This window comes from Spiroplasma endosymbiont of Melieria omissa (assembly GCF_964031175.1).
GTDB lineage: Bacteria > Bacillota_I > Bacilli_A > Mycoplasmatales > VBWQ01 > Spiroplasma_E > Spiroplasma_E ixodetis_A.
The window spans coordinates 702829-728779 of sequence record NZ_OZ035012.1; the positions used below are offsets into that span (position 1 = coordinate 702829).

33 protein-coding genes and 3 pseudogenes are annotated in these 25951 nt (G+C 23.4%); 8 read left to right on the top strand and 28 right to left on the bottom strand.

Features of this window, described 5'->3' with window-relative positions:
- Positions 1-118: 118 nt before the first annotated feature.
- From ACQH26_RS04680 to ACQH26_RS04700, 5 genes are all read right to left on the bottom strand, one after another.
- Entirely contained in the window at positions 119-526 is a 408-nt protein-coding gene (locus tag ACQH26_RS04680; protein WP_425382983.1) for a hypothetical protein, read from the bottom strand.
- 492 nt (positions 527-1018) lie between these two features.
- On the bottom strand, positions 1019-1507 hold the full coding sequence (locus tag ACQH26_RS04685) for an IS630 family transposase (RefSeq protein WP_425382099.1): 489 nt from the start codon (positions 1505-1507) through the stop codon (positions 1019-1021).
- 40 nt (positions 1508-1547) lie between these two features.
- The gene (locus tag ACQH26_RS04690; RefSeq protein WP_425381978.1) at positions 1548-1907 is read right to left on the bottom strand and encodes a helix-turn-helix domain-containing protein; all 360 of its coding nucleotides are present in this window, start codon (positions 1905-1907) and stop codon (positions 1548-1550) included.
- Between the two features lie 571 nt (positions 1908-2478).
- A complete protein-coding gene (gene rdgB, locus ACQH26_RS04695; protein ID WP_425382984.1) occupies positions 2479-3072 on the bottom strand; it encodes an RdgB/HAM1 family non-canonical purine NTP pyrophosphatase in 594 nt (197 codons plus the stop codon).
- Positions 3072-3164 (bottom strand): cob(I)yrinic acid a,c-diamide adenosyltransferase, encoded by a 93-nt coding sequence (locus tag ACQH26_RS04700; RefSeq protein WP_425383082.1) that lies wholly within the window; start codon positions 3162-3164, stop codon positions 3072-3074. Before ACQH26_RS04700 ends, rdgB (ACQH26_RS04695) begins: the two co-directional genes overlap by 1 nt.
- A 285-nt stretch (positions 3165-3449) precedes the next feature.
- On the opposite strand from ACQH26_RS04700, the gene ACQH26_RS04705 reads away from it, so the two are divergent.
- Positions 3450-4172 carry an IS3 family transposase gene (locus ACQH26_RS04705; RefSeq protein ID WP_425383083.1) on the top strand — a complete coding sequence of 241 codons (723 nt, stop codon included), beginning with the start codon at positions 3450-3452 and terminating at the stop codon, positions 4170-4172.
- Positions 4173-4190: 18 nt separating this feature from the next.
- Here the strand turns inward: ACQH26_RS04705 and ACQH26_RS04710 are convergent.
- From ACQH26_RS04710 to ACQH26_RS04740, 7 genes and pseudogenes are all read right to left on the bottom strand, one after another.
- Positions 4191-4607: pseudogene (locus ACQH26_RS04710) on the bottom strand (transposase); the annotation flags it as partial.
- A 142-nt stretch (positions 4608-4749) separates the two neighbouring features.
- Positions 4750-5157 carry a hypothetical protein gene (locus ACQH26_RS04715; protein WP_425382983.1) on the bottom strand — a complete coding sequence of 136 codons (408 nt, stop codon included), beginning with the start codon at positions 5155-5157 and terminating at the stop codon, positions 4750-4752.
- A gap of 213 nt (positions 5158-5370) precedes the next feature.
- Entirely contained in the window at positions 5371-6609 is a 1239-nt protein-coding gene (locus ACQH26_RS04720; protein WP_425383069.1) for an IS256 family transposase, read from the bottom strand.
- A gap of 423 nt (positions 6610-7032) precedes the next feature.
- Positions 7033-7398, bottom strand: a complete 366-nt coding sequence (locus tag ACQH26_RS04725; protein ID WP_425382985.1) for a transposase — start codon at positions 7396-7398, stop codon at positions 7033-7035.
- Positions 7399-7560: 162 nt separating this feature from the next.
- Positions 7561-7920 (bottom strand): helix-turn-helix domain-containing protein, encoded by a 360-nt coding sequence (locus ACQH26_RS04730; protein WP_425381978.1) that lies wholly within the window; start codon positions 7918-7920, stop codon positions 7561-7563.
- 573 nt (positions 7921-8493) lie between these two features.
- Complete coding sequence (gene rdgB, locus ACQH26_RS04735; protein ID WP_425382984.1) at positions 8494-9087, bottom strand: RdgB/HAM1 family non-canonical purine NTP pyrophosphatase; 594 nt, start codon at positions 9085-9087, stop codon at positions 8494-8496.
- Positions 9087-9212: a cob(I)yrinic acid a,c-diamide adenosyltransferase gene (locus ACQH26_RS04740; RefSeq protein WP_425383084.1), complete on the bottom strand. Its 126-nt coding sequence runs from the start codon at positions 9210-9212 to the stop codon at positions 9087-9089. The genes rdgB (ACQH26_RS04735) and ACQH26_RS04740 overlap by 1 nt, the downstream gene beginning before the upstream one ends.
- A gap of 241 nt (positions 9213-9453) precedes the next feature.
- Here ACQH26_RS04740 and ACQH26_RS04745 point away from each other — a divergent pair, with 241 nt between their 5' ends.
- Entirely contained in the window at positions 9454-10176 is a 723-nt protein-coding gene (locus ACQH26_RS04745) for an IS3 family transposase (RefSeq protein ID WP_425383083.1), read from the top strand.
- Between the two features lie 18 nt (positions 10177-10194).
- On the opposite strand, the pseudogene ACQH26_RS04750 reads toward ACQH26_RS04745, so the two are convergent.
- Positions 10195-10611 (bottom strand): annotated as a pseudogene (locus tag ACQH26_RS04750) (transposase); the annotation flags it as partial.
- Between the two features lie 443 nt (positions 10612-11054).
- Between ACQH26_RS04750 and ACQH26_RS04755 the strand changes: the two are divergent.
- Positions 11055-12206 (top strand): hypothetical protein, encoded by a 1152-nt coding sequence (locus tag ACQH26_RS04755; protein ID WP_425381911.1) that lies wholly within the window; start codon positions 11055-11057, stop codon positions 12204-12206.
- Between the two features lie 93 nt (positions 12207-12299).
- Here ACQH26_RS04755 and ACQH26_RS04760 read toward each other — a convergent pair whose 3' ends face one another.
- From ACQH26_RS04760 to ACQH26_RS04780, 5 genes are all read right to left on the bottom strand, one after another.
- Positions 12300-12431, bottom strand: coding sequence for a hypothetical protein (locus ACQH26_RS04760; protein WP_425381898.1), 132 nt, complete (start codon positions 12429-12431; stop codon positions 12300-12302).
- Positions 12394-12525 (bottom strand): hypothetical protein, encoded by a 132-nt coding sequence (locus ACQH26_RS04765; RefSeq protein ID WP_425382986.1) that lies wholly within the window; start codon positions 12523-12525, stop codon positions 12394-12396. The genes ACQH26_RS04760 and ACQH26_RS04765 overlap by 38 nt, the downstream gene beginning before the upstream one ends.
- On the bottom strand, positions 12488-12853 hold the full coding sequence (locus ACQH26_RS04770; protein WP_425382104.1) for a transposase: 366 nt from the start codon (positions 12851-12853) through the stop codon (positions 12488-12490). Before ACQH26_RS04770 ends, ACQH26_RS04765 begins: the two co-directional genes overlap by 38 nt.
- 162 nt (positions 12854-13015) lie before the next feature.
- The gene (locus ACQH26_RS04775) at positions 13016-13375 is read right to left on the bottom strand and encodes a helix-turn-helix domain-containing protein (RefSeq protein WP_425381863.1); all 360 of its coding nucleotides are present in this window, start codon (positions 13373-13375) and stop codon (positions 13016-13018) included.
- 109 nt (positions 13376-13484) lie between these two features.
- Positions 13485-13682 carry a hypothetical protein gene (locus ACQH26_RS04780; RefSeq protein WP_425382987.1) on the bottom strand — a complete coding sequence of 66 codons (198 nt, stop codon included), beginning with the start codon at positions 13680-13682 and terminating at the stop codon, positions 13485-13487.
- Between the two features lie 166 nt (positions 13683-13848).
- Between ACQH26_RS04780 and ACQH26_RS04785 the strand changes: the two genes are divergently transcribed.
- Positions 13849-14969 (top strand): IS3 family transposase gene (locus ACQH26_RS04785; RefSeq protein ID WP_425382988.1). Its coding sequence is split into 2 segments (ribosomal slippage): positions 13849-14119 and positions 14119-14969, totalling 1122 coding nucleotides; the frame shifts between segments, so codons are not numbered across the junction.
- A 32-nt stretch (positions 14970-15001) separates the two neighbouring features.
- Here the strand turns inward: ACQH26_RS04785 and ACQH26_RS04790 are convergent.
- Positions 15002-15439 carry a cob(I)yrinic acid a,c-diamide adenosyltransferase gene (locus ACQH26_RS04790; protein WP_425383085.1) on the bottom strand — a complete coding sequence of 146 codons (438 nt, stop codon included), beginning with the start codon at positions 15437-15439 and terminating at the stop codon, positions 15002-15004.
- Between the two features lie 225 nt (positions 15440-15664).
- On the opposite strand from ACQH26_RS04790, the gene ACQH26_RS04795 reads away from it, so the two are divergent.
- Positions 15665-16339 (top strand): phosphotransferase, encoded by a 675-nt coding sequence (locus tag ACQH26_RS04795; protein WP_425382989.1) that lies wholly within the window; start codon positions 15665-15667, stop codon positions 16337-16339.
- Between the two features lie 68 nt (positions 16340-16407).
- On the opposite strand, the gene ACQH26_RS04800 is transcribed toward ACQH26_RS04795, so the two are convergent.
- From ACQH26_RS04800 to topA, 7 genes and pseudogenes are all read right to left on the bottom strand, one after another.
- Entirely contained in the window at positions 16408-17646 is a 1239-nt protein-coding gene (locus ACQH26_RS04800) for an IS256 family transposase (protein ID WP_425383086.1), read from the bottom strand.
- A 93-nt stretch (positions 17647-17739) separates the two neighbouring features.
- Positions 17740-18054: pseudogene (locus ACQH26_RS04805) on the bottom strand (transposase); the annotation flags it as partial.
- An 82-nt stretch (positions 18055-18136) separates the two neighbouring features.
- A complete protein-coding gene (locus ACQH26_RS04810) occupies positions 18137-18430 on the bottom strand; it encodes an IS3 family transposase (RefSeq protein ID WP_425382990.1) in 294 nt (97 codons plus the stop codon).
- Positions 18431-18471: 41 nt separating this feature from the next.
- A complete protein-coding gene (locus ACQH26_RS04815) occupies positions 18472-18750 on the bottom strand; it encodes a transposase (RefSeq protein ID WP_425381925.1) in 279 nt (92 codons plus the stop codon).
- Positions 18751-18797: 47 nt separating this feature from the next.
- On the bottom strand, positions 18798-19757 hold the full coding sequence (gene ribF / locus ACQH26_RS04820; protein WP_425382991.1) for a riboflavin biosynthesis protein RibF: 960 nt from the start codon (positions 19755-19757) through the stop codon (positions 18798-18800).
- Entirely contained in the window at positions 19702-20625 is a 924-nt protein-coding gene (gene truB / locus ACQH26_RS04825) for a tRNA pseudouridine(55) synthase TruB (protein WP_425382992.1), read from the bottom strand. Before truB ends, ribF begins: the two co-directional genes overlap by 56 nt.
- Before the next feature lie 9 nt (positions 20626-20634).
- On the bottom strand, positions 20635-22596 hold the full coding sequence (topA, locus tag ACQH26_RS04830) for a type I DNA topoisomerase (protein ID WP_425382993.1): 1962 nt from the start codon (positions 22594-22596) through the stop codon (positions 20635-20637).
- A 246-nt stretch (positions 22597-22842) separates the two neighbouring features.
- Between topA and ACQH26_RS04835 the strand changes: the two genes are divergently transcribed.
- From ACQH26_RS04835 to ACQH26_RS04845, 3 genes are all read left to right on the top strand, one after another.
- Positions 22843-23052: a hypothetical protein gene (locus ACQH26_RS04835; RefSeq protein WP_425382994.1), complete on the top strand. Its 210-nt coding sequence runs from the start codon at positions 22843-22845 to the stop codon at positions 23050-23052.
- A gap of 83 nt (positions 23053-23135) precedes the next feature.
- Positions 23136-23285 carry a hypothetical protein gene (locus tag ACQH26_RS04840; protein WP_425382995.1) on the top strand — a complete coding sequence of 50 codons (150 nt, stop codon included), beginning with the start codon at positions 23136-23138 and terminating at the stop codon, positions 23283-23285.
- 268 nt (positions 23286-23553) lie between these two features.
- Complete coding sequence (locus ACQH26_RS04845; RefSeq protein ID WP_425382996.1) at positions 23554-24441, top strand: IS630 family transposase; 888 nt, start codon at positions 23554-23556, stop codon at positions 24439-24441.
- Between the two features lie 119 nt (positions 24442-24560).
- Here the strand turns inward: ACQH26_RS04845 and ACQH26_RS04850 are convergent, their stop codons facing one another.
- Entirely contained in the window at positions 24561-25619 is a 1059-nt protein-coding gene (locus tag ACQH26_RS04850; protein ID WP_425382997.1) for an MSC_0882 family membrane protein, read from the bottom strand.
- A gap of 19 nt (positions 25620-25638) precedes the next feature.
- A complete protein-coding gene (locus tag ACQH26_RS04855) occupies positions 25639-25947 on the bottom strand; it encodes a hypothetical protein (RefSeq protein WP_174480536.1) in 309 nt (102 codons plus the stop codon).
- Between the last annotated feature and the right edge of the window lie 4 nt (positions 25948-25951).

Consider the following 25951-nt stretch of genomic DNA (forward strand, 5'->3'; position numbering starts at 1 on the left):
TTAATTATATTTACTAGAATTAATTAAACATAGTTATTTTTGTAAGTTACACAGATTACTAAACATTACCTTAAAATGGTTACTTTAAAATGTAACAAGATAAATTCAGAAATATAATCTAATGCATATAATAATTGCTTATTATTTCGCAATTTTGAATAGCATCTCAAAAATTATTATTTTTTATTTTTATTTTCAAACCAAGAATTAAAAAAGTTAATGACATAGTTATAGATGTTAAAATTGGAACTAAAATTACACAAAAAATAACACCAATTTGCAATTTTATCAAATCATAATAATTTTCATAACTATTACAAAGTGAACATAAATAATTTGAGGAATGATTAATAATATAACTTAATCCATAATAATTTAATATTTTAAATCCATTACCATATTTTCATTTTCCATTAAAATAATCATGAAAATCACTAAAACCTATTAAGATTAACCCAATAATCATAATTAAAATAGTTAAAATAAATATTGATACAGTTATTAACTGCAATTTTTTAGTTTTCATCTTAAAAAATCTCCTTTTATGTGCATTATTTTAGTATATAGTAAAATTTAATATAAGTACTTTAGTTGCAATTAATTTTAGTAAGTAGTACTATTAATTTACAATTACATAACAAAAGTCTTAATTTATTCTCGTTTAAATGATAATAAAGACATTATTGAATAATTTATTCCGTATTTTTGTTAACCGTCCAAAAAGATTGTAACTTAAAAGTTACAATCTTTTTAAAAATCAATTTAAAACAACTTATATTGAAATAAAATTAAATTTTTGACTACTATTAATAATAGCGTCTCGTTCAGCATTTTCATTTATTTCTTGAATATTAAAAAAACTATCATAACTAATACTATGTTTTAATATTAAAGTTCAGTATTACCAAAAATATTATATGTTCTAGTAAATCCAATAACAACTACTTCTTATAATGAATCAACTTCATTTTACGTTATTTTTTTATATAAACCATTCTTTCATTTTTTAATAATATAGCTAACTAAAGTAATATTTACTCATATCTTGAAAAACAAAATCAATCGCTTTTTTAATATTTGGTCAATAATTTGGTAATATTTTTCTTATATTATGTTTTATAGCAAATCAAAAATGTTCAATTGGATTTAAATTAGGAGAATATGGCGGAAGAAATAATAGTTTGCATCCAGCATTTTCAATTAATTGTTGTGTTAATTTAGATTTATGAAACGTTGCATTATCTAAAACTATAATTTGTCCACGCTTTAATACTGGAATTAGTTTATTTTTAACATATGATTCAAAAATTTTACTATTGCAATGTCCTTCAAATGCTCATAAGGCTTTTAATTTACCTTTATTTAGTGAACCAATTATACTCATTCTCTTTATTTTATATGCGGGTTTATTATCAAATAATCTTTTACCTTTTTCAGATCAACCATATTTATAAAATTCATTATCATCAATTCCAGATTCATCAATATATACTAAATCTTCATTCATTATTTTAGCTATTTCTTTTAAAAAATCTTCTTGTTTATTTTTATCTCTTTGTTCATATAGAAAAGTTTTTTTTATATGTATAATTTAGTTTTTTAAAATAGTTATAAACTGTTTCTTTAGTCATATTTCCAAATTTATCAATTACTTTTTGAACTGTAACATCTTTATTTTCTGCTAAATAATTTTTTAATTCATCTAAATCCTTTATTTTGTGGCTATGTCCTTTTTGATAATTCAAAATTGGTTTTATATGCCCAGTTTCTTTTTTTCTTTTTTTTCATAAAAATAAAGTCTTTCTAGTGATATTGAACACTTTACAAATTTCTTTAATTTTCATATTTTTATTTTCATAAGCTTCTATTACTTTTCTTCGTAAGTCTTCACTGTATGGTTTTGGCATAATTTAATCTTCCTAATCTATTTTAATTATTGCTGAATTGTACTTTTAAATTCAAAAACTGTTTAAATTACATATTATTATTTTACATTATTTATGAGTAAATATTACTTTAGTTAGCTATATCACTAAAAAATAAGCAAGTAAACTATTACTAAAATAATATCACTAACATAGTATCTTTACTAACTTTTTTTAATTTATCTATTTTACTTAAACTATTATTTAAAATAGTTTCTAAACAAAAATCAATCTTTAAAAAAGAAAAACTATAAAAAGAATTAATTAATTCACTACTAATAAAAGTAGTGGGTCTCATAATAAAGTCATTTCATCCATTTATAAATTCAAATTTGGTAGTATTTTTCAATAGTTAGTTATTTCCACAATTGGTGACATAATTATTGAAACTGTTCATGATAAACTAATTAAACTAAATGATTTTTTTCATGATTTTCAAATAGGAGAGTGGTAGTTTTAATATTATTGTTATTATCAGTTAATAATGGTAATTATGAATCTGTTAATGATTCTGACATAATTAAATCATCCTTTTTATTTTCATTTTAACTATCTAATTTTGTTCTTGTAAAAATGTTAATAATTGCTGAATTGCTGAATTACGATGAGAAATTTTATTTTTATCTGCCAATGACAATTCACCTAAAGTAGCATGTACTACTGGAACATAAAATATTTGATCGTAACCAAAACCATCACTACCTTTTATCTCAGTAGTGATTTCACCTTCAAGTTTACCAATAAATGCTTTAGTAATCTTATGATCAAAATCAACATAAGCAATAGCAGAAATAAATACTGCTGCACGATTAGTTTCACCTTCCATTTGTTCTAAAATGTCTAACATTGCATCATGATAGGACATTTCTCCCTTTCATCGTGCTGAATTAATACCAGGAAAATTATTTAAAGCTAATATTTCTAACCCTGAATCATCAGCAATTACAGGACCATTCACTAATTTTGCAAGTGTTGTTGCTTTTAAAATTGCATTTTCAATAAATGATGTACCTGTTTCATTAATTTCAAGAGGAGAATTAAGATCTAACATTGATTTGACATTATATCCCTTTGTTTGTAATATACTCTTTAATTCATTAATTTTACCGATATTATTAGATGCAAACCATAAGGTTTTAGCAGTCATTAATAATCAATCCCTTCACGAGCAATTTGACCTTGTTCAAAATAATGTTTAATTGATTTAACTTCACTAATTAAATTAGCACATTGCTCTAAGAACCTGTTTAGAACCTGTTTAGGATCTTTTTAATAGAATTTAACTAAAACAAGAAATAATCATTTATAAATAGGTACTTAACCAATAATTTATTTTCTTTTTCATTTTTTTGTTAAAAAGATTTTATCATTTGAAAACTTATCGACTAAAAATCTATTTTTTATTATAAAATAACCATTATAATATAAATTTTATTAAAAATTAATCAAAAAAGATCCTAAACAGGTTCTAAATCAACATATTATTTTAATTTAAAGAAAAAAGAAAATAAAATTCAAAATAATATTTATGATGAAGCTATTATTAGTGCTTTTAAAGAAAATAAATGTGTTTATGGAACAAGAAGATTAAAAGTAATATTAGAAAACCAAGAAATTTATTTATCAAGACGAAAAATTAAAGAAATTATGAATAAGCATAATTTAATATCAAAATACACTAAATTATCATTCAAAAATCATAATAACAAAGTAAATGATGAAAAAATCACTAATCTTGTGAATAGAAACTTTAATAATAGGCTTAAAAATGAAGTTATTGTCAGTGATTTAACTTATGTTCAAGTTAATGGTAAATGAAACTATATTTGCTTATTAATTGACCTATTTAACCGCGAAATTATTGGACATAGTGTAGGTACTAGAAAAGATGCCTTATTAGTACATCAAGCATTTATGCAATCAAATCGCTGTTTAAAAGATATTCAAATATTTCATAGTGATTGTGGTAATGAATTTAATAATAAAATTATTGATAAACTTTTACTAGCATTCAATATTACTCGCTCTTTAAGCAAAAAAGGTTGTCCTTATGACAATGCTGTTGCTGAAGCAACTTTTAAAACTTTCAAAACTGAATTTATTAATGATAAAAATTTTAGATCATTAATCCAATTAAAATTAGAATTATTTGATTATATCAATTGATACAACAACATAAGAATCCACAGCACTTTAAACTACTTAACTCCAGTTAATTATCAAAAACAAATGTCTACCAAAAAATAGTCCTAAAAAGTGTTGCCATTCCAATAACTCTTGCAACTGCATTCTAATATCTGATAAAGTCATTCCTTTGGCATATAGTGAAAGAACTTGTTGATCAAAGCCATCAAATCTTCTCTGTCTTTTTGCAACTATTACAGGAGTAAAATCACTATTACGATCTCTTGGTACATTAATTTCAATTTTACCTTGTTGAGTTATTAATTTTTTTGAACTTATATCATTACGAGCATTTTCACTATTACTATGTTGATTTTTTTCATACCCTAAATAATTTTGCATTTCAGAATTTAACATCTTTTCTACTAATCTTTTTGTTAATTCTTTATATAATCCTCCTTCTTTAAATACTGTTGTTAAATCTTCAGTATTTTCTAGTAATAAATCTACTGCTTTTGATATTGGATCATTATTATTAATACTTTGTTTTTTAGCCATCTGTAACTCACTCTTTCTAGTCATTTAATTATATTTACTAGAATTAATTAAACATAGTTATTTTTGTAAGTTACACAGATTACTAAACATTACCTTAAAATGGTTACTTTAAAATGTAACAAGATAAATTCAGAAATATAATCTAATGCATATAATAATTGCTTATTATTTCGCAATTTTGAATAGCATCTCAAAAATTATTATTTTTTATTTTTATTTTCAAACCAAGAATTAAAAAAGTTAATGACATAGTTATAGATGTTAAAATTGGAACTAAAATTACACAAAAAATAACACCAATTTGCAATTTTATCAAATCATAATAATTTTCATAACTATTACAAAGTGAACATAAATAATTTGAGGAATGATTAATAATATAACTTAATCCATAATAATTTAATATTTTAAATCCATTACCATATTTTCATTTTCCATTAAAATAATCATGAAAATCACTAAAACCTATTAAGATTAACCCAATAATCATAATTAAAATAGTTAAAATAAATATTGATACAGTTATTAACTGCAATTTTTTAGTTTTCATCTTAAAAAATCTCCTTTTATGTGCATTATTTTAGTATATAGTAAAATTTAATATAAGTACTTTAGTTGCAATTAATTTTAGTAAGTAGTACTATTAATTTACAATTACATAACAAAAGTCTTAATTTATTCTCGTTTAAATGATAATAAAGACATTATTGAATAATTTATTGAGGCTTTTATGTAATCTGTGTATCTTTGTTTTACAAAGTTACTAGTTCAGATTAATTCTATCTTCAAATTTTATCATAAAATGAGCAATTGCTGTATTTCAATTTTGAATGGGCATTGTTCATTTTTTTGTTATATTTTCAATTGCTAAGTAAAATATTTTGAAAACTGCCATATCATTAGGAAAAACTTTTTTATTTCTGATAACTTTTCGTAATTGACTATTAACAGATTCAATAGCATTTGTAGTATAAATCACTCTTTTAATTTCTGGTGGATAACTAATAAAAACCATTAAATTATCTCAATTTTTATATCAAGATTTAGTAATTTGCGGATATTGTTTATTTCATTTACTTTCAAATGATTCTAAAGCTTGCATTGCTTGTTCTTCACTACATGCACTATAAATTGGTTTTAAATCTGCAACTAAGGTTTTTCGATGTTTGTATGAAACATATTTTAAACTATTTCTAATTTGATGAACTATGCATAATTGATGTTCAGTTTTAGGATAAACTGCTTGTATTGCTTCTGACATGCCTGTTAAATTATCACTACAAGCAATCAAAATATCATTTAAGCCTCGATTTTTCATTTCTGTAAAATTAGCTAGTCAAAATTTAGAACCTTCATTTTCACTAATTCATAAACCTAAAACATCTTTTTTGCCTTCTAAATCCACTCCTAATGCTATATAAACTGATTTGTTAATAATGCGTTTATCTTGCCGTACTTTAACTACTATACAATCAAAATAAACAATAGAATAAATACTTTCTAATGGTCGATTTTGCCACGCCTTGACATCATCTATCACATCATCAGTAATTTGACTAATAACACTTTCACTAATATCTGCACCATGATATAACTCTTGCAACTGCATTCTAATATCTGATAAAGTCATTCCTTTGGCATATAGTGAAAGAACTTGTTGATCAAAGCCATCAAATCTTCTCTGTCTTTTTGCAACTATTACAGGAGTAAAATCACTATTACGATCTCTTGGTACATTAATTTCAATTTTACCTTGTTGAGTTATTAATTTTTTTGAACTTATACCATTACGAGCATTTTCACTATTACTATGTTGATTTTTTTCATACCCTAAATAATTTTGCATTTCAGAATTTAACATCTTTTCTACTAATCTTTTTGTTAATTCTTTATATAATCCTCCTTCTTTAAATACTGTTGTTAAATCTTCAGTATTTTCTAGTAATAAATCTACTGCTTTTGATATTGGATCATTATTATTAATACTTTGTTTTTTAGCCATCTGTAACTCACTCTTTCTAGTCATTTAATTATATTTACTAGAATTAATTAAACATAGTTATTTTTGTAAGTTACACAGATTACTAAACATTACCAATTTATTCCGTATTTTTGTTAACCGTCCAAAAAGATTGTAACTTAAAAGTTACAATCTTTTTAAAAATCAATTTAAAACAACTTATATTGAAATAAAATTAAATTTTTGACTACTATTAATAATAGCGTCTCGTTCAGCATTTTCATTTATTTCTTGAATATTAAAAAAACTATCATAACTAATACTATGTTTTAATATTAAAGTTCAGTATTACCAAAAATATTATATGTTCTAGTAAATCCAATAACAACTACTTCTTATAATGAATCAACTTCATTTTACGTTATTTTTTTATATAAACCATTCTTTCATTTTTTAATAATATAGCTAACTAAAGTAATGTTTACTCATATTTTCAAAAACAAAATCAATCGCTTTTTTAATATTTGGTCAATAATTTGGTAATATTTTTCTTATATTATGTTTTATAGCAAATCAAAAATGTTCAATTGGATTTAAATTAGGAGAATATGGCGGAAGAAATAATAGTTTGCATCCAGCATTTTCAATTAATTGTTGTGTTAATTTAGATTTATGAAACGTTGCATTATCTAAAACTATAATTTGTCCACGCTTTAATACTGGAATTAGTTTATTTTTAACATATGATTCAAAAATTTTACTATTGCAATGTCCTTCAAATGCTCATAAGGCTTTTAATTTACCTTTATTTAGTGAACCAATTATACTCATTCTCTTTATTTTATATGCGGGTTTATTATCAAATAATCTTTTACCTTTTTCAGATCAACCATATTTATAAATTCATTATCATCAATTCCAGATTCATCAATATATACTAAATCTTCATTCATTATTTTAGCTATTTCTTTTAAAAAATCTTCTTGTTTATTTTTATCTCTTTGTTCATATAGAAAAGTTTTTTTTATATGTATAATTTAGTTTTTTAAAATAGTTATAAACTGTTTCTTTAGTCATATTTCCAAATTTATCAATTACTTTTTGAACTGTAACATCTTTATTTTCTGCTAAATAATTTTTTAATTCATCTAAATCCTTTATTTTGTGGCTATGTCCTTTTTGATAATTCAAAATTGGTTTTATATGCCCAGTTTCTTTTTTTCTTTTTTTTCATAAAAATAAAGTCTTTCTAGTGATATTGAACACTTTACAAATTTCTTTAATTTTCATATTTTTATTTTCATAAGCTTCTATTACTTTTCTTCGTAAGTCTTCACTGTATGGTTTTGGCATAATTTAATCTTCCTAATCTATTTTAATTATTGCTGAATTGTACTTTTAAATTCAAAAACTGTTTAAATTACATATTATTATTTTACATTATTTATGAGTAAACATTACTTTAGTTAGCTATATATCACTAAAAAATAAGCAAGTAAACTATTACTAAAATAATATCACTAACATAGTATCTTTACTAACTTTTTTTAATTTATCTATTTTACTTAAACTATTATTTAAAATAGTTTCTAAACAAAAATCAATCTTTAAAAAAGAAAAACTATAAAAAGAATTAATTAATTCACTACTAATAAAAGTAGTGGGTCTCATAATAAAGTCATTTCATCCATTTATAAATTCAAATTTGGTAGTATTTTTCAATAGTTAGTTATTTCCACAATTGGTGACATAATTATTGAAACTGTTCATGATAAACTAATTAAACTAAATGATTTTTTTCATGATTTTCAAATAGGAGAGTGGTAGTTTTAATATTATTGTTATTATCAGTTAATAATGGTAATTATGAATCTGTTAATGATTCTGACATAATTAAATCATCCTTTTTATTTTCATTTTAACTATCTAATTTTGTTCTTGTAAAAATGTTAATAATTGCTGAATTGCTGAATTACGATGAGAAATTTTATTTTTATCTGCCAATGACAATTCACCTAAAGTAGCATGTACTACTGGAACATAAAATATTTGATCGTAACCAAAACCATCACTACCTTTTATCTCAGTAGTGATTTCACCTTCAAGTTTACCAATAAATGCTTTAGTAATCTTATGATCAAAATCAACATAAGCAATAGCAGAAATAAATACTGCTGCACGATTAGTTTCACCTTCCATTTGTTCTAAAATGTCTAACATTGCATCATGATAGGACATTTCTCCCTTTCATCGTGCTGAATTAATACCAGGAAAATTATTTAAAGCTAATATTTCTAACCCTGAATCATCAGCAATTACAGGACCATTCACTAATTTTGCAAGTGTTGTTGCTTTTAAAATTGCATTTTCAATAAATGATGTACCTGTTTCATTAATTTCAAGAGGAGAATTAAGATCTAACATTGATTTGACATTATATCCCTTTGTTTGTAATATACTCTTTAATTCATTAATTTTACCGATATTATTAGATGCAAACCATAAGGTTTTAGCAGTCATTAATAATCAATCCCTTCACGAGCAATTTGACCTTGTTCAAAATAATGTTTAATTGATTTAACTTCACTAATTAAATTAGCACATTGCTCTAAGAACCTGTTTAGGATCTTTTTAATAGAATTTAACTAAAACAAGAAATAATCATTTATAAATAGGTACTTAACCAATAATTTATTTTCTTTTTCATTTTTTTGTTAAAAAGATTTTATCATTTGAAAACTTATCGACTAAAAATCTATTTTTTATTATAAAATAACCATTATAATATAAATTTTATTAAAAATTAATCAAAAAAGATCCTAAACAGGTTCTAAATCAACATATTATTTTAATTTAAAGAAAAAAGAAAATAAAATTCAAAATAATATTTATGATGAAGCTATTATTAGTGCTTTTAAAGAAAATAAATGTGTTTATGGAACAAGAAGATTAAAAGTAATATTAGAAAACCAAGAAATTTATTTATCAAGACGAAAAATTAAAGAAATTATGAATAAGCATAATTTAATATCAAAATACACTAAATTATCATTCAAAAATCATAATAACAAAGTAAATGATGAAAAAATCACTAATCTTGTGAATAGAAACTTTAATAATAGGCTTAAAAATGAAGTTATTGTCAGTGATTTAACTTATGTTCAAGTTAATGGTAAATGAAACTATATTTGCTTATTAATTGACCTATTTAACCGCGAAATTATTGGACATAGTGTAGGTACTAGAAAAGATGCCTTATTAGTACATCAAGCATTTATGCAATCAAATCGCTGTTTAAAAGATATTCAAATATTTCATAGTGATTGTGGTAATGAATTTAATAATAAAATTATTGATAAACTTTTACTAGCATTCAATATTACTCGCTCTTTAAGCAAAAAAGGTTGTCCTTATGACAATGCTGTTGCTGAAGCAACTTTTAAAACTTTCAAAACTGAATTTATTAATGATAAAAATTTTAGATCATTAATCCAATTAAAATTAGAATTATTTGATTATATCAATTGATACAACAACATAAGAATCCACAGCACTTTAAACTACTTAACTCCAGTTAATTATCAAAAACAAATGTCTACCAAAAAATAGTCCTAAAAAGTGTTGCCATTCCAATAACTCTTGCAACTGCATTCTAATATCTGATAAAGTCATTCCTTTGGCATATAGTGAAAGAACTTGTTGATCAAAGCCATCAAATCTTCTCTGTCTTTTTGCAACTATTACAGGAGTAAAATCACTATTACGATCTCTTGGTACATTAATTTCAATTTTACCTTGTTGAGTTATTAATTTTTTTGAACTTATATCATTACGAGCATTTTCACTATTACTATGTTGATTTTTTTCATACCCTAAATAATTTTGCATTTCAGAATTTAACATCTTTTCTACTAATCTTTTTGTTAATTCTTTATATAATCCTCCTTCTTTAAATACTGTTATTAAATCTTCACTATTTTCTAGTAATAAATCTACTGCTTTTGATATTGGATCATTATTATTAATACTTTGTTTTTTAGCCATCTGTAACTCACTCTTTCTAGTCATTTAATTATATTTACTAGAATTAATTAAACATAGTTATTTTTGTAAGTTACACAGATTACTAAACATTACCCAGTCGTTTGCAAATTATTATAATAAAATATATAATTTAAATGCAGGTTGAGCTATTCCATTGGTGAACCTGTCAGCAGTTAGGATATTAGCGTATCGCTAACTGCATTTTTTATTGTTTTTATTTATGAAGTTGTTTTTATTATATGCTTTTTTCATTTAAAAGCAAGTTAATAACTATTTTACATAATCAAAAAATACTTCATTCAATTATTAAAAGTGTTATAATTATAATAGATAAGAAATTATTTCCTAATTTTGGATTAATATCTATATGCTCATAAAAGTTATTTTTATCAATCTAAAATTTCCTTTTCAATTTATGGTGTACATAAAGAAGGTGTATTAAAATGAAAAAAATATTATCATTGCTTACGGCAAGCGTTTTAGTTGGAACTAGTGGTGTAAATTTAGTTAATACTAAATTATTTACAAATAATACTTCCAATTCTAAAACTATCTTAACAACTACACAACAAAACAATACTCAAGCTATGACAAGATATGATAGTTTAAATCTTGTCAATGAAAAAAGTTTAAATAATGCCATTAACAGTACAATAAAAAATATAAATAAAAGATGTAAAAATGATATTAACTGAACTGTTAATGGAAAAAAATATAATTATAAAAATGAATTATTGAAGGTTTTTAGTAATAAAGAAAATTTATTAACAACAAATAATCAATATGAGCAGTTTTTAAGTAAAAATAATAATTATCAAAAAAATAACTTAGGATTATCATTTCCTATGAATTATGATGGCGTATACTTTCCTTGATGAGGGTTTGGTGATTATTTTTACTGATATATGTCATCAGATACTGTTAAAAAGGTTCAACAATATTTAGCATATGGACAAGCAGGATTTGTGCTTGCAGTTAACTCTATATTATTAGCTAGTGGTGTTGGAGGTCCACTGATTACATTAGTTGATGCGTGTTTGTTTACATTCACTGCTAGCTGATATATGGATAATGTTCCTTTATATGATAATGGTAATGGAGTATATCTTGGAATATCAATATTACCTGCTCCAACAATCTTTGAAGTAGGTAGCCAAGATAAGTATATTTCTAAAGTAAATTCTTTTGAAGTCGATTATAGATTTTTAGCAGCAGATTATATTACTACATGCATAGATGAACAAGGGATTAATTTTTTATTAAATTATTATAATAAAAATAATAGTGATAATTTTGCAGATAATGTTATAAGTCCGTATTTAAAACAATTAACACCAGTTGATCATACTGGTGCAGGTGGTTCTATTACTAATCAAGATTATACAGATTGATCTCATTCTTTTATTCAAAATGATCCGTTTTGAACAAATAATATATATCACTCTCATTTAAAAGATTTTATCTTTTATAATCCAAATTTTAGATCTATTGATATCAGAACTAAAAGAGGATATAACACAACAGTTATGGAAGATCCATATGATCCAATTCATCATCATTATGATGATACTTGAGAAATTTGAAAAAATTCTTAAATTAATTTCTGCAATTTTTAAAATTTCTTCTTAATTAATAAAAAGATGATTATTTTTGGTAATCATCTTTTTATTAATACTTACAATATATAGCTAACTAAAGTAATGTTTACTCATATCTTGAAAAACAAAATCAATCGCTTTTTTAATATTTGGTCAATAATTTGGTAATATTTTTCTTATATAGCTAACTAAAGTAATGTTTACTCATATCTTGAAAAACAAAATCAATCGCTTTTTTAATATTTGGTCAATAATTTGGTAATATTTTTCTTGTATAGCTAACTAAAGTAATGTTTACTCATATCTTGAAAAACAAAATCAATCGCTTTTTTAATATTTGGTCAATAATTTGGTAATATTTTTCTTATATTATGTTTTATAGCAAATCAAAAATGTTCAATTGGATTTAAATTAGGAGAATATGGCGGAAGAAATAATAGTTTGCATCCAGCATTTTCAATTAATTGTTGTGTTAATTTAGATTTATGAAACGTTGCATTATCTAAAACTATAATTTGTCCACGCTTTAATACTGGAATTAGTTTATTTTTAACATATGATTCAAAAATTTTACTATTGCAATGTCCTTCAAATGCTCATAAGGCTTTTAATTTACCTTTATTTAGTGAACCAATTATACTCATTCTCTTTATTTTATATGCGGGTTTATTATCAAATAATCTTTTACCTTTTTCAGATCAACCATATTTATAAATTCATTATCATCAATTCCAGATTCATCAATATATACTAAATCTTCATTCATTATTTTAGCTATTTCTTTTAAAAAATCTTCTTGTTTATTTTTATCTCTTTGTTCATATAGAAAAGTTTTTTTTATATGTATAATTTAGTTTTTTAAAATAGTTATAAACTGTTTCTTTAGTCATATTTCCAAATTTATCAATTACTTTTTGAACTGTAACATCTTTATTTTCTGCTAAATAATTTTTTAATTCATCTAAATCCTTTATTTTGTGGCTATGTCCTTTTTGATAATTCAAAATTGGTTTTATATGCCCAGTTTCTTTTTTTCTTTTTCTTCATAAAAATAAAGTCTTTCTAGTGATATTGAACACTTTACAAATTTCTTTAATTTTCATATTTTTACTTTCATAAGCTTCTATTACTTTTCTTCGTAAGTCTTCACTGTATGGTTTTGGCATAATTTAATCTTCCTAATCTATTTTAATTATTGCTGAATTGTACTTTTAAATTCAAAAACTGTTTAAATTACATATTATTATTTTACATTATTTATGAGTAAATATTACTTTAGTTAGCTATATTACATTTTTTACTTTTGTTATCACTTATTTCTGATTTAGTGTTTTTATTTTTTAAATTTATCTTTTCATATTCTTCATTAACTTTTTGAAAATTTGGCTCATTTACTATTTTATTTTGTTTATTTTTATCATTGCTAAAACCAGCCTGACTGGCATTAATAATAACTTGTCCAGCAGCATACATAGTATTTCCTCCTAAATAACATTAATATAATGTTTAGTAATATTTTAAATCTTTAAAAATAAAGTACAAGTAAAAATATGTTTATTTACTTGGATGGGTTACACTTTATTGGACACTAATTACGTAGACAAGTGAACAAATTAGTTGAAAGAAAGGAACTATAATTATGGCCAATATTAATTCATATACCGATGAATTTAAAAAACAAATAGTAGCTTTATATCAAAGCGGCAAATCAGTATCTTACCTTGCTAAAGAATATAATGTTACAAGAGCAGCTACTTATAATTGAATTAAGCAATTTACTAATTCAGGTAGTTTTAAAGCTAAAGATAATCGTTCTGTTGAAGAAAATGAATTAATTAAATTAAGAAAAGAATTAAAACAATTACGAATGGAAAATGATATTTTAAAGCAAGCAGCACTAATAATAGGCAGAAAATAGAAATTATTACAAACAATAAGTTTAAATATAAAATTCGCACAATGTGTCATTTTTTAAAAATTTCTAAATCAACATATTATTTTAATTTAAAGAAAAAAGAAAATAAAATTCAAAATAATATTTATGATGAAGCTATTATTAGTGCTTTTAAAGAAAATAAATGTGTTTATGGAACAAGAAGATTAAAAGTAATATTAGAAAACCAAGAAATTTATTTATCAAGACGAAAAATTAAAGAAATTATGAATAAGCATAATTTAATATCAAAATACACTAAATTATCATTCAAAAATCATAATAACAAAGTAAATGATGAAAAAATCACTAATCTTGTGAATAGAAACTTTAATAATAGGCTTAAAAATGAAGTTATTGTCAGTGATTTAACTTATGTTCAAGTTAATGGTAAATGAAACTATATTTGCTTATTAATTGACCTATTTAACCGCGAAATTATTGGACATAGTGTAGGTACTAGAAAAGATGCCTTATTAGTACATCAAGCATTTATGCAATCAAATCGCTGTTTAAAAGATATTCAAATATTTCATAGTGATTGTGGTAATGAATTTAATAATAAAATTATTGATAAACTTTTACTAGCATTCAATATTACTCGCTCTTTAAGCAAAAAAGGTTGTCCTTATGACAATGCTGTTGCTGAAGCAACTTTTAAAACTTTCAAAACTGAATTTATTAATGATAAAAATTTTACATCATTAATCCAATTAAAATTAGAATTATTTGATTACATCAATTGATACAACAACATAAGAATCCACAGCACTTTAAACTACTTAACTCCAGTTAATTATCAAAAACAAATGTCTACCAAAAAATAGTCCTAAAAAGTGTTGCCATTCCAAAAAAGATCCTAAACAGGTTCTAAGGCAAAAGATGCATATCTACCAGATAATGCAATTTCAATATGTGTTTTTTTATTTTTTAAAATTTCAATTAAGTCTTGTTCTTTAATCAAATTATTTTGAATACAGCCTAAAATTTCATCAACAACAATAAGATCAGTATTATCACTTTGACTTAACAGTTTTAATCTAGTAAGACCATAATTAGTTTCTTGTTTTAATTTATTTTTTTCTTCTTCATCCATTTCTCAAAAAAATTTTTGCGAAGATTCATAAAAACTTTCAATTTTAAGTTTAGTATTTTGTTTTAAAAAATTAATTTCACCAGAAGGACGATTTTTTAAAAAACGTAAGTAACTAACATTAAGATTATTACCCAATGCTCTAATTACCATACCATTAAGAATTGAGGTTTTACCTCTTCCTTCACCTTTATAAATATGAATATAACCTTTTTTAACATACTATCACTTACTTTCAATATTTTTATTTAATAAATTGTATAATTTTTACGGACAATACAAGCAAAATAGAGGTGTCATTTTGAAATTTAAAACTATTAAACCACCATATCAATTAGAACTATTAAAAACAAAAGGTTTAACCAATGACTTATTTTTAGTAAATAAACATTTTTTTTAAAACAATCTAAAGATATTTTGCAACCTTTTTTGAATTTTACAAATCAAATTAATGTTATTAAATTAATTAAATCAAAAAAATTTACATTACCTATTAATGAAGTCAATATTAATAATAATAAACTATTAACCTTAATGCCATATTATCATAATTTAATTAATTTAAGCGAACAAATAATTAATAAACAAATATTAGAACAAATTTCATCATTGGTAAAACAACTACATAATATTAAATTTGATAATAAATCATTAATTAAAACTTGAAAAGGCTTAGAACAACTTAATTTATACTGTAATTTAACTACTAGTAATCCTTGCTTAGAAAAAATAACCAGTGAGGTAATCAAATGAATTGCCACTTATCAACCAACAACAATTGTTTTATCTCATAATGATTTAACATTAAATAATTTTGTTAAAAAAAATAATTGTTGATATTTAATTGATTGAGATTTTGCTTGTTGAAATGATGAATTATTTGATATTGCCTCTTTTGCTTCTGAAAGTTTAACTTCTGAAACCGAAATTAATGCTTGATTTAATTGTTTTAATTTAAATAATGAACAAACAATTATTGCCAAAAAATGAATGAATTATCAAAATTTAATTTGATACTATTGAGCTTGTTATTTATACGAACAAACTAATTTAAACATATATAAAGAAATTAGTGAAAGTAAATTAACTAATCTATTAAAATAAGTTATTTAAATAATTCATTCATTTTAGAGGCTTTTATGTAATCTGTGTATCTTTGTTTTACAAAGTTACTAGTTCAGATTAATTCTATCTTCAAATTTTATCATAAAATGAGCAATTGCTGTATTTCAATTTTGAATGGGCATTGTTCATTTTTTTGTTATATTTTCAATTGCTAAGTAAAATATTTTGAAAACTGCCATATCATTAGGAAAAACTTTTTTATTTCTGATAACTTTTCGTAATTGACTATTAACAGATTCAATAGCATTTGTAGTATAAATCACTCTTTTAATTTCTGGTGGATAACTAATAAAAACCATTAAATTATCTCAATTTTTATATCAAGATTTAGTAATTTGCGGATATTGTTTATTTCATTTACTTTCAAATGATTCTAAAGCTTGCATTGCTTGTTCTTCACTACATGCACTATAAATTGGTTTTAAATCTGCAACTAAGGTTTTTCGATGTTTGTATGAAACATATTTTAAACTATTTCTAATTTGATGAACTATGCATAATTGATGTTCAGTTTTAGGATAAACTGCTTGTATTGTTTCTGACATGCCTGTTAAATTATCACTACAAGCAATCAAAATATCATTTAAGCCTCGATTTTTCATTTCTGTAAAATTAGCTAGTCAAAATTTAGAACCTTCATTTTCACTAATTCATAAACCTAAAACATCTTTTTTGCCTTCTAAATCCACTCCTAATGCTATATAAACTGATTTGTTAATAATGCGTTTATCTTGCCGTACTTTAACTACTATACAATCAAAATAAACAATAGAATAAATACTTTCTAATGGTTGATTTTGCCACGCCTTGACATCATCTATCACATCATCAGTAATTTGACTAATAACACTTTCACTAATATCTGCACCATGATATAACTCTTGCAACTGCATTCTAATATCTGATAAAGTCATTCCTTTGGCATATAGTGAAAGAACTTGTTGATCAAAGCCATCAAATCTTCTCTGTCTTTTTGCAACTATTACAGGAGTAAAATCACTATTACGATCTCTTGGTACATTAATTTCAATTTTACCTTGTTGAGTTATTAATTTTTTTGAACTTATACCATTACGAGCATTTTCACTATTACTATGTTGATTTTTTTCATACCCTAAATAATTTTGCATTTCAGAATTTAACATCTTTTCTACTAATCTTTTTGTTAATTCTTTATATAATCCTCCTTCTTTAAATACTGTTGTTAAATCTTCAGTATTTTCTAGTAATAAATCTACTGCTTTTGATATTGGATCATTATTATTAATACTTTGTTTTTTAGCCATCTGTAACTCACTCTTTCTAGTCATTTAATTATATTTACTAGAATTAATTAAACATAGTTATTTTTGTAAGTTACACAGATTACTAAACATTACCTTTTGCACTATTACAGGAGTAAAATCACTATTACGATCTCTTGGTACATTAATTTCAATTTTACCTTGTTGAGTTATTAATTTTTTTGAACTTATACCATTAGGAGCATTTTCACTATTACTATGTTGATTTTTTTCATACCCTAAATAATTTTGCATTTCAGAATTTAACATCTTTTCTACTAATCTTTTTGTTAATTCTTTATATAATCCTCCTTCTTTAAATACTGTTGTTAAATCTTCAGTATTTTCTAGTAATAAATCTACTGCTTTTGATATTGGATCATTATTATTAATACTTTGGTTTTTAGCCATCTGTAACTCACTCTTTCTAGTCATTTAATTATATTTACTAGAATTAATTAAACATAGTTATTTTTGTAAGTTACACAGATTACTAAACATTACCGATTTTTTCATCATTTACTTTGTTATTATGATTTTTGAATGATAATTTAGTGTATTTTGATATTAAATTATGCTTATTCATAATTTCTTTAATTTTTCGTCTTGATAAATAAATTTCTTGGTTTTCTAATATTACTTTTAATCTTCTTGTTCCATAAACACATTTATTTTCTTTAAAAGCACTAATAATAGCTTCATCATAAATATTATTTTGAATTTTATTTTCTTTTTTCTTTAAATTAAAATAATATGTTGATTTAGAAATTTTTAAAAAATGACACATTGTGCGAATTTTATATTTAAACTTATTGTTTGTAATAATTTCTATTTTCTGCCTATTATTAGTGCTGCTTGCTTTAAAATATCATTTTCCATTCGTAATTGTTTTAATTCTTTTCTTAATTTAATTAATTCATTTTCTTCAACAGAACGATTATCTTTAGCTTTAAAACTACCTGAATTAGTAAATTGCTTAATTCAATTATAAGTAGCTGCTCTTGTAACATTATATTCTTTAGCAAGGTAAGATACTGATTTGCCGCTTTGATATAAAGCTACTATTTGTTTTTTAAATTCATCGGTATATGAATTAATATTGGCCATAATTATAGTTCCTTTCTTTCAACTAATTTGTTCACTTGTCTACGTAATTAGTGTCCAATAAAGTGTAACCCATCCAATGGCTTTAATAATTTACTACTAGAATTAGCAAAATATTTAATTGTTTCTATTAAATCTTTATCCACTTGTTTTTTTAAATCATCTAAATTAGTAAATTTTAAATTATCACGAAGAAAATCTAAAAATCTAACTTTAATGATTTTTCCATATAAATCTTGATTAAAGTTTAATAAGTAAGTTTCAACTAACGGCTTATTATTACGTAACATAATTACTGTCATACTTTGATATCATTTATTATCTACTTCAGTAAGCGTAATATAAGTAGCAAGACCTGGTAATGCATAGTTTGTTAGTAACAATAAATTAGCAGTTGGAAAATTAATCGTTCTAGCCTCTTTAATACCATGAACTACTTTACCACTAATCGTATATGGCTCTTGTTGTAAACAAAGATTAGCACTACTAATATCTTTATTTTGTAAAAGTTGTTTAATATAAGTTGAAGAAACTTTGTTATTATTAACAATAATATCATTACAAAGATAAACTTGTAATGAAGATTGTTGTAATGTTTTAATATTACCTTGCCCTTGATAACCAAACCTAATATTTGGATTAACAACTACCGCTTTAACATTATTTGCCAATAATCACGAAATAAATTGCTCTGGTGAAAGTGTTGCTATTTCTTTACTAAACTTAATTTCCCAATAATAATCAAAATTATATTTAGGAATTGTTTTAATTTTATCTTCATTACTTAATAAAACCTCATTATTTTTATTACTAATTACACTTTGTGGTTTTCTATCAAAACTAATAATACATGTTTGATAATTATTTATTGTTGAATTAACTAATAATTGTTTAAATAAGGCTTGATGACCTTGATGAATACCATCAAAAAATCCTCAACAAGCAATAATTGGTTTAGACATCAATTTTTGATTTTGAATATTTAGATTTTTCAATTTTAATATCTTCATTACATTTAAAACCTCGTTGGCTTACGTATAAATTATTTTTTTGATTACGATAAATAGCTAATGGCAAATGTTCAGAATTAACAACTAAAACATATGGCTCATTAGTGCTATCAATAACTAAAGGTTTACCATCAATAACACTTTTACTATTATCAACAACAATCGATGGCATAATATTTTTAACACCATCATAAATATTAATATGATTTTTACTAACTGTTTCTTCATTGATAACATCTAAATTTAAGGCATTACTTAAATCAAAACCCGATTGATGAATTCTTCTTAAATAAGTTAAAGTTGCTGATGTATGTAAAATTCTAGCAATGTCAGTAACCAAAGCTCGAACATAAGTTCCTTTTGAACATACTACTTCAAAAGTAACTAAATCATTATTAAAACTAATTAATTTTAAAGATTTAATATAAACCTTACGTTTTGGTAATTCAACAGGAATATGCTCGCGAGCATATTCATAAAGTTTTTTACCATTAATTTTAACTGCTGCATAAGCAGGAATTATTTGCTCATATTGACGATTATTATAAAATTCAAGTGCTTTAACAATTTTTGATTCTTTTAAATCAAGATGTGGTTTTGATTCAATAATTTTACCAGTAATATCGCCGGTGTCGGTTTTTAAAAATAGTTGCATTTTTGCAATGTAAACTTTATCACTTTTTAAAATAAAATCACTAATTTTGGTTGCTTCATTCACAAGTACTACCATTAGTCCTGTTGCTAAAGGATCTAACGTACCTGTATGACCAATTTTATTTAATTTCAAACGTTTTTTAATAACAACAAGACAATCTTGTGATGTCATAAATGAAGGTTTATCTATTAATAATATATAATCTTTTAACATGCGTTTCACCTACTTTACTTCTTTATCAGAAGCTATTTCTTGATACTTTTCAACATGTTTACAATTTGGATAATTAGTACATCCTAAAAATTTTCGATTTTGTTTTGAAGATTTAACAACCATTCAACCATCTGTACATACTAAACAAGGTTTAATTTTTTCTAATTGTTTTTGAATATATCGACATTTTGGAAATGCTGAACAACCGTTAAATTTACCATATCTTCCTGTTCTTTGCACAAGTGGGGCACCACAAAGTGGACAATCTTGATCTAATAAAACTGGTTTAATTTTAAACTCAGTCATTTTATCAAAAGCATCATCAATCCTTGGTTCAAACTTAACTCAAAAGTCTTTTACCACTTGATGCATATCAAAATTACCATGAGCAATTTGATCTAATTGAGTTTCAACTTGTGAAGTATATGTCTCATTAATAATATCATAAAAAAACTCTTGAAGTTTATCATTAGTTAAAAGACCTTTCTCAGTAACTTTAAAAGACTTATTTTCAATAATAACATAACCGCGTTCTTTAATAGTGTTCATAATTGGATTATAAGTTGATGGTCGACCAATTCCTAGTTCTTCTAATGTTTTAATTAATTTAGCTTCTGTGTATCTTGGTTTTGGTTTAGTAAAGTGTTGCTGTAAATTTACTGACTCAACTTTAATAATTTGATTTTTTTCAAATTTTGGTAAAACTAAAAGTTCTTCATTTTCAAGACTTTCTACATCAAGCGTTAAAAATCCTTTAAACTTGATTTGTTGTCCTGTTAAACGAAATTGATAATCATTATTTTTAAATAAAACAGTAGTACTAATTAATTGTGCTGGTGCCATTAATGAACTAAGGGCACGAAAATAAATTAAATTATAAAGTTTTAATTGATCTTTATTTAAAAAATCAGTAGCACGTTTATTATTCATTGTTAAATCAGTTGGTCTGATTGCTTCATGAGCATTTTGCACATTTTTTTTATTAGTCTGTTCTTTTTTCTGCCCAAGATATTGTTCACCATATTCATTAACAATTAATGTTTTGGCATTTTCAATAAATTTATCATTTAAACGTATTGAATCAGTACGAGGATAACTAATAAATCCGGTAAGTGTTCCATTAATATCAATTCCTTCATACAATTGCTGAGCAATAAGCGTTGTTTTAGCAGTACTAAAATTTAATTGCGTTGATGCTGCTTGTAATAAGCTACTAGTAGTAAATGGATTTAATGAATTACGCTTACGATTTTGTTCAGTAACAGAAATTACTTGATAACTATCGCTTAATACATTTTTAATAGCAACTGCTTCTTGTTCATTATTAATAACTAACAGTTCTTCTTTATATTTTTCACAATTTAATATTATTTTTTTTTGATAAGTACTATTAATTGTTCAAAATTCTTTACTAATAAAATTAGTAATTTCACGTTCTCTTGTTGCTATTAATTTTAATGCTACTGATTGTACTCTCCCTGCACTACGTGAACCGATCTTCTTTTGTAATAAATTACTTAAGCGAAAACCAATGATACGATCAACCATTCTTCTTGCTTCTTGACTACGAACTAATGGTAAATCAATACTATGTGGAGATTTAAATGCTGTTAAAATTGCATCTTTAGTAATTTCATTAAAAGTTATTCGTGATGATATATTACTTGTTGCTAATACTTGATCTAAATGATAAGCAATTGCTTCTCCTTCACGATCATGATCGGTTGCTAAATAAACATGAGTAATACTTTTTAATTTACTTTTTAATTCTTTTACCTTTGGCATTTTTTTGCGATCAATTTTGTAAATTGGTTGAAAAGTTTCTAAATCAATTCCCAAACCATATTGACCTTTAATTGCTAAATTACGAATGTGTCCATCCGAAGATAACACTAAATAATCATTACCTAAATATGATTGTACTGCTTTACTTTTAACTGGAGATTCCATGATTACTAATTTTGATGGCATCTTATATCTTCCTCTATATATAATTTATTAACTTTATTCAAATACTATTTTGTAATATATATAACTTTAATGCGAAAGTCAATATTTTTTTGGATATATGCTTTTTTATAAAAATTTTAAATGACTTATTAACAATTAATATATAAATTATGCTATATTTACTTAGTAAAAATTTAATATAAGTTTTTATCCTATTTATTTTTGTAAATAAATAGGTTTTTATTTTGATTTGAAAGGAACATAAAAATGAAATTTTTAAACACAAATGAGAGCGAAATTAATTCTGAAATACTTTCTAATTTATTAAAATCAATACTTCCAAATAATCCTCTTACGGTGGGACTAGTGTGTCTTGCTGGTGGAATTGGTTACTATTCATGAAATTTTTACAAAAATAAAAAACAAGAATTAAATATAAAAGTAATGGAAAAAAATGAAAATGAAAAAAATATTTAGATGAATATGAAGAAAAAACTACATTAGACTCAAACAATCTAGTAAATAATGAAGCAAGTAATATAAGTAAATATGAATGTAATATGACATTAGATGATGCAACTAAAATTAATGAAAATAAAATAGCAATTGAAGAAGAATATGATATGTTAGATGATGCAAAAGAAGCAATAAATGATGAAGATGAATGAGCAATAATTGATTTACCTTCTTATGGAAGTAATCATATTTAAAAATTTAATTATAATCATTAATTTCATCTACTAATAATTGTTTTCTAAAATTCTTTTATTGCTTTCATAAAAAATTAATAATTTCAATTTCTTTTAGATAAAATAAATATATCTTAATTAAATGATTTTTTCGAAAATTATTTACATATAGCTAACTAAAGTAATATTTACTCATAAATAATGTAAAATAATAATATGTAATTTAAACAGTTTTTGAATTTAAAAGTACAATTCAGCAATAATTAAAATAGATTAGGAAGATTAAATTATGCCAAAACCATACAGTGAAGACTTACGAAGAAAAGTAATAGAAGCTTATGAAAGTAAAAATATGAAAATTAAAGAAATTTGTAAAGTGTTCAATATCACTAGAAAGACTTTATTTTTATGAAGAAAAAGAAAAAAAGAAACTGGGCATATAAAACCAATTTTGAATTATCAAAAAGGACATAGCCACAAAATAAAGGATTTAGATGAATTAAAAAATTATTTAGCAGAAAATAAAGATGTTACAGTTCAAAAAGTAATTGATAAATTTGGAAATATGACTAAAGAAACAGTTTATAACTATTTTAAAAAACTAAATTATACATATAAAAAAAATTTTCTATATGAACAAAGAGATAAAAATAAACAAGAAGATTTTTTAAAAGAAATAGCTAAAATAATGAATGAAGATTTAGTATATATTGATGAATCTGGAATTGATGATAATGAATTTTATAAATATGGTTGATCTGAAAAAGGTAAAAGATTATTTGATAATAAACCCGCATATAAAATAAAGAGAATGAGTATAATTGGTTCACTAAATAAAGGTAAATTAAAAGCCTTATGAGCATTTGAAGGACATTGCAATAGTAAAATTTTTGAATCATATGTTAAAAATAAACTAATTCCAGTATTAAAGCGTGGACAAATTATAGTTTTAGATAATGCAACGTTTCATAAATCTAAATTAACACAACAATTAATTGAAAATGCTGGATGCAAACTATTATTTCTTCCGCCATATTCTCCTAATTTAAATCCAATTGAACATTTTTGATTTGCTATAAAACATAATATAAGAAAAATATTACCAAATTATTGACCAAATATTAAAAAAGCGATTGATTTTGTTTTTCAAGATATGAGTAAACATTACTTTAGTTAGCTATATATAGAAGTATTAAATTTACATTTTTCTGTCTCTTGTTCTTGTTTTTTTTAATTTTTTTAACATAATTAACACCTTATAAAAATAATTATTACTATATATATTATAAATAATAACTACTTTTTCTTTCTTCTTTTTAATACAAATATTGGAATAACAATTGCAAAAAATATTAAAGCAGTAAAACCAATAGTAATAATCATACATATTCTATTTATCTTTTTTTTGTATTGATTTAACTCTTGTGGATTAATAATTTCATAGCCATAATAACTTATAATATTACGTTTACGAAATTTAAAAATAACAATATTAATCATATGAATAAAGAAAATAACACCTAAAATAATTGTTAATGTTATTGCATCTTTAATAATATCAGGAACATTAACTGTTCATTTTTGAATAATAAAAGTTAATTTCTGACCACTAATCAAAAACATAATGCCAATAATAATACCAAGAACAATATAACTACTAATACTTATTCAATTAATAATTATCAAGTTAGCATGAATTTTACGATAATTTCTAATTATAAAATTAGGAGGTAATAGCGATCCTTTTAGTGTTCTTTCAATATATAAATCCACTTCTCTTCTTAATGTCACAAATTCAATAATATTAATCAAAATAATAGTAAGAGCAATAATCGCTAATGGAATAGTAATTACAGTATGAGGAATAATTTTTATGTTAATCATACCAAAATATAAACCAATAAAAGTTGAAGCAATAATTAATGTCATAACACCAATAAATAATAAAATCAATTGTTTTAGCTTCTCTGATTTAATTTCTCTGCTAATTGGTTTTGGAATTTTAAAACTATTTTTATAACTAACTATTTCCATAGTATTAAATGTTTGTGCTTGATCATAATACATATCTTTTTCTTTAGTAAAGTTTTCATTGATCGGCACTGTCTTTTTTTCTTGTAAAGGTATTATATAAGAACTAGTAACTTGTATATTTTTACTATCATAATTTTTTTCATTATAATCGTTTTCATCAAAATCAGAATTATGAATATTTTCTTTATTTTTATTAATTGGTGGTACAACATTGCTAAAATAAGTGTTATTATTAGTTGATTTTTGATAATCTTCTTTATCTGATAACCTATTTTTTTGTGAAAAAAATTTATCAAATAATTTAAATTTTATTTTAGACATATACATCACCTACATTTAATTAGTTAAAATATTTTTTTGTCTTTTTAGAAATATGTTTACTTGAATAAAATTTTCTTTGTAATTTGGCAATTTCATGTTCAATTTCCAAAATTTTATCTTCAAATTGATAATCTTTTTCTTCTAAACTTAAGTATCCTTTAATAGAAATCCTTTTGCGTAAATACATTATTAATAAAATTGATAATAATAACAGAAAAATCAAAAGTGCTAACCCACCCATTGAATATAAAAAAGTAGTAATTGGAATCTCAAAACCTAAAAACTTAATGGTATTAGTACTACTATCATCACTTACTACTGCTAACACTAAT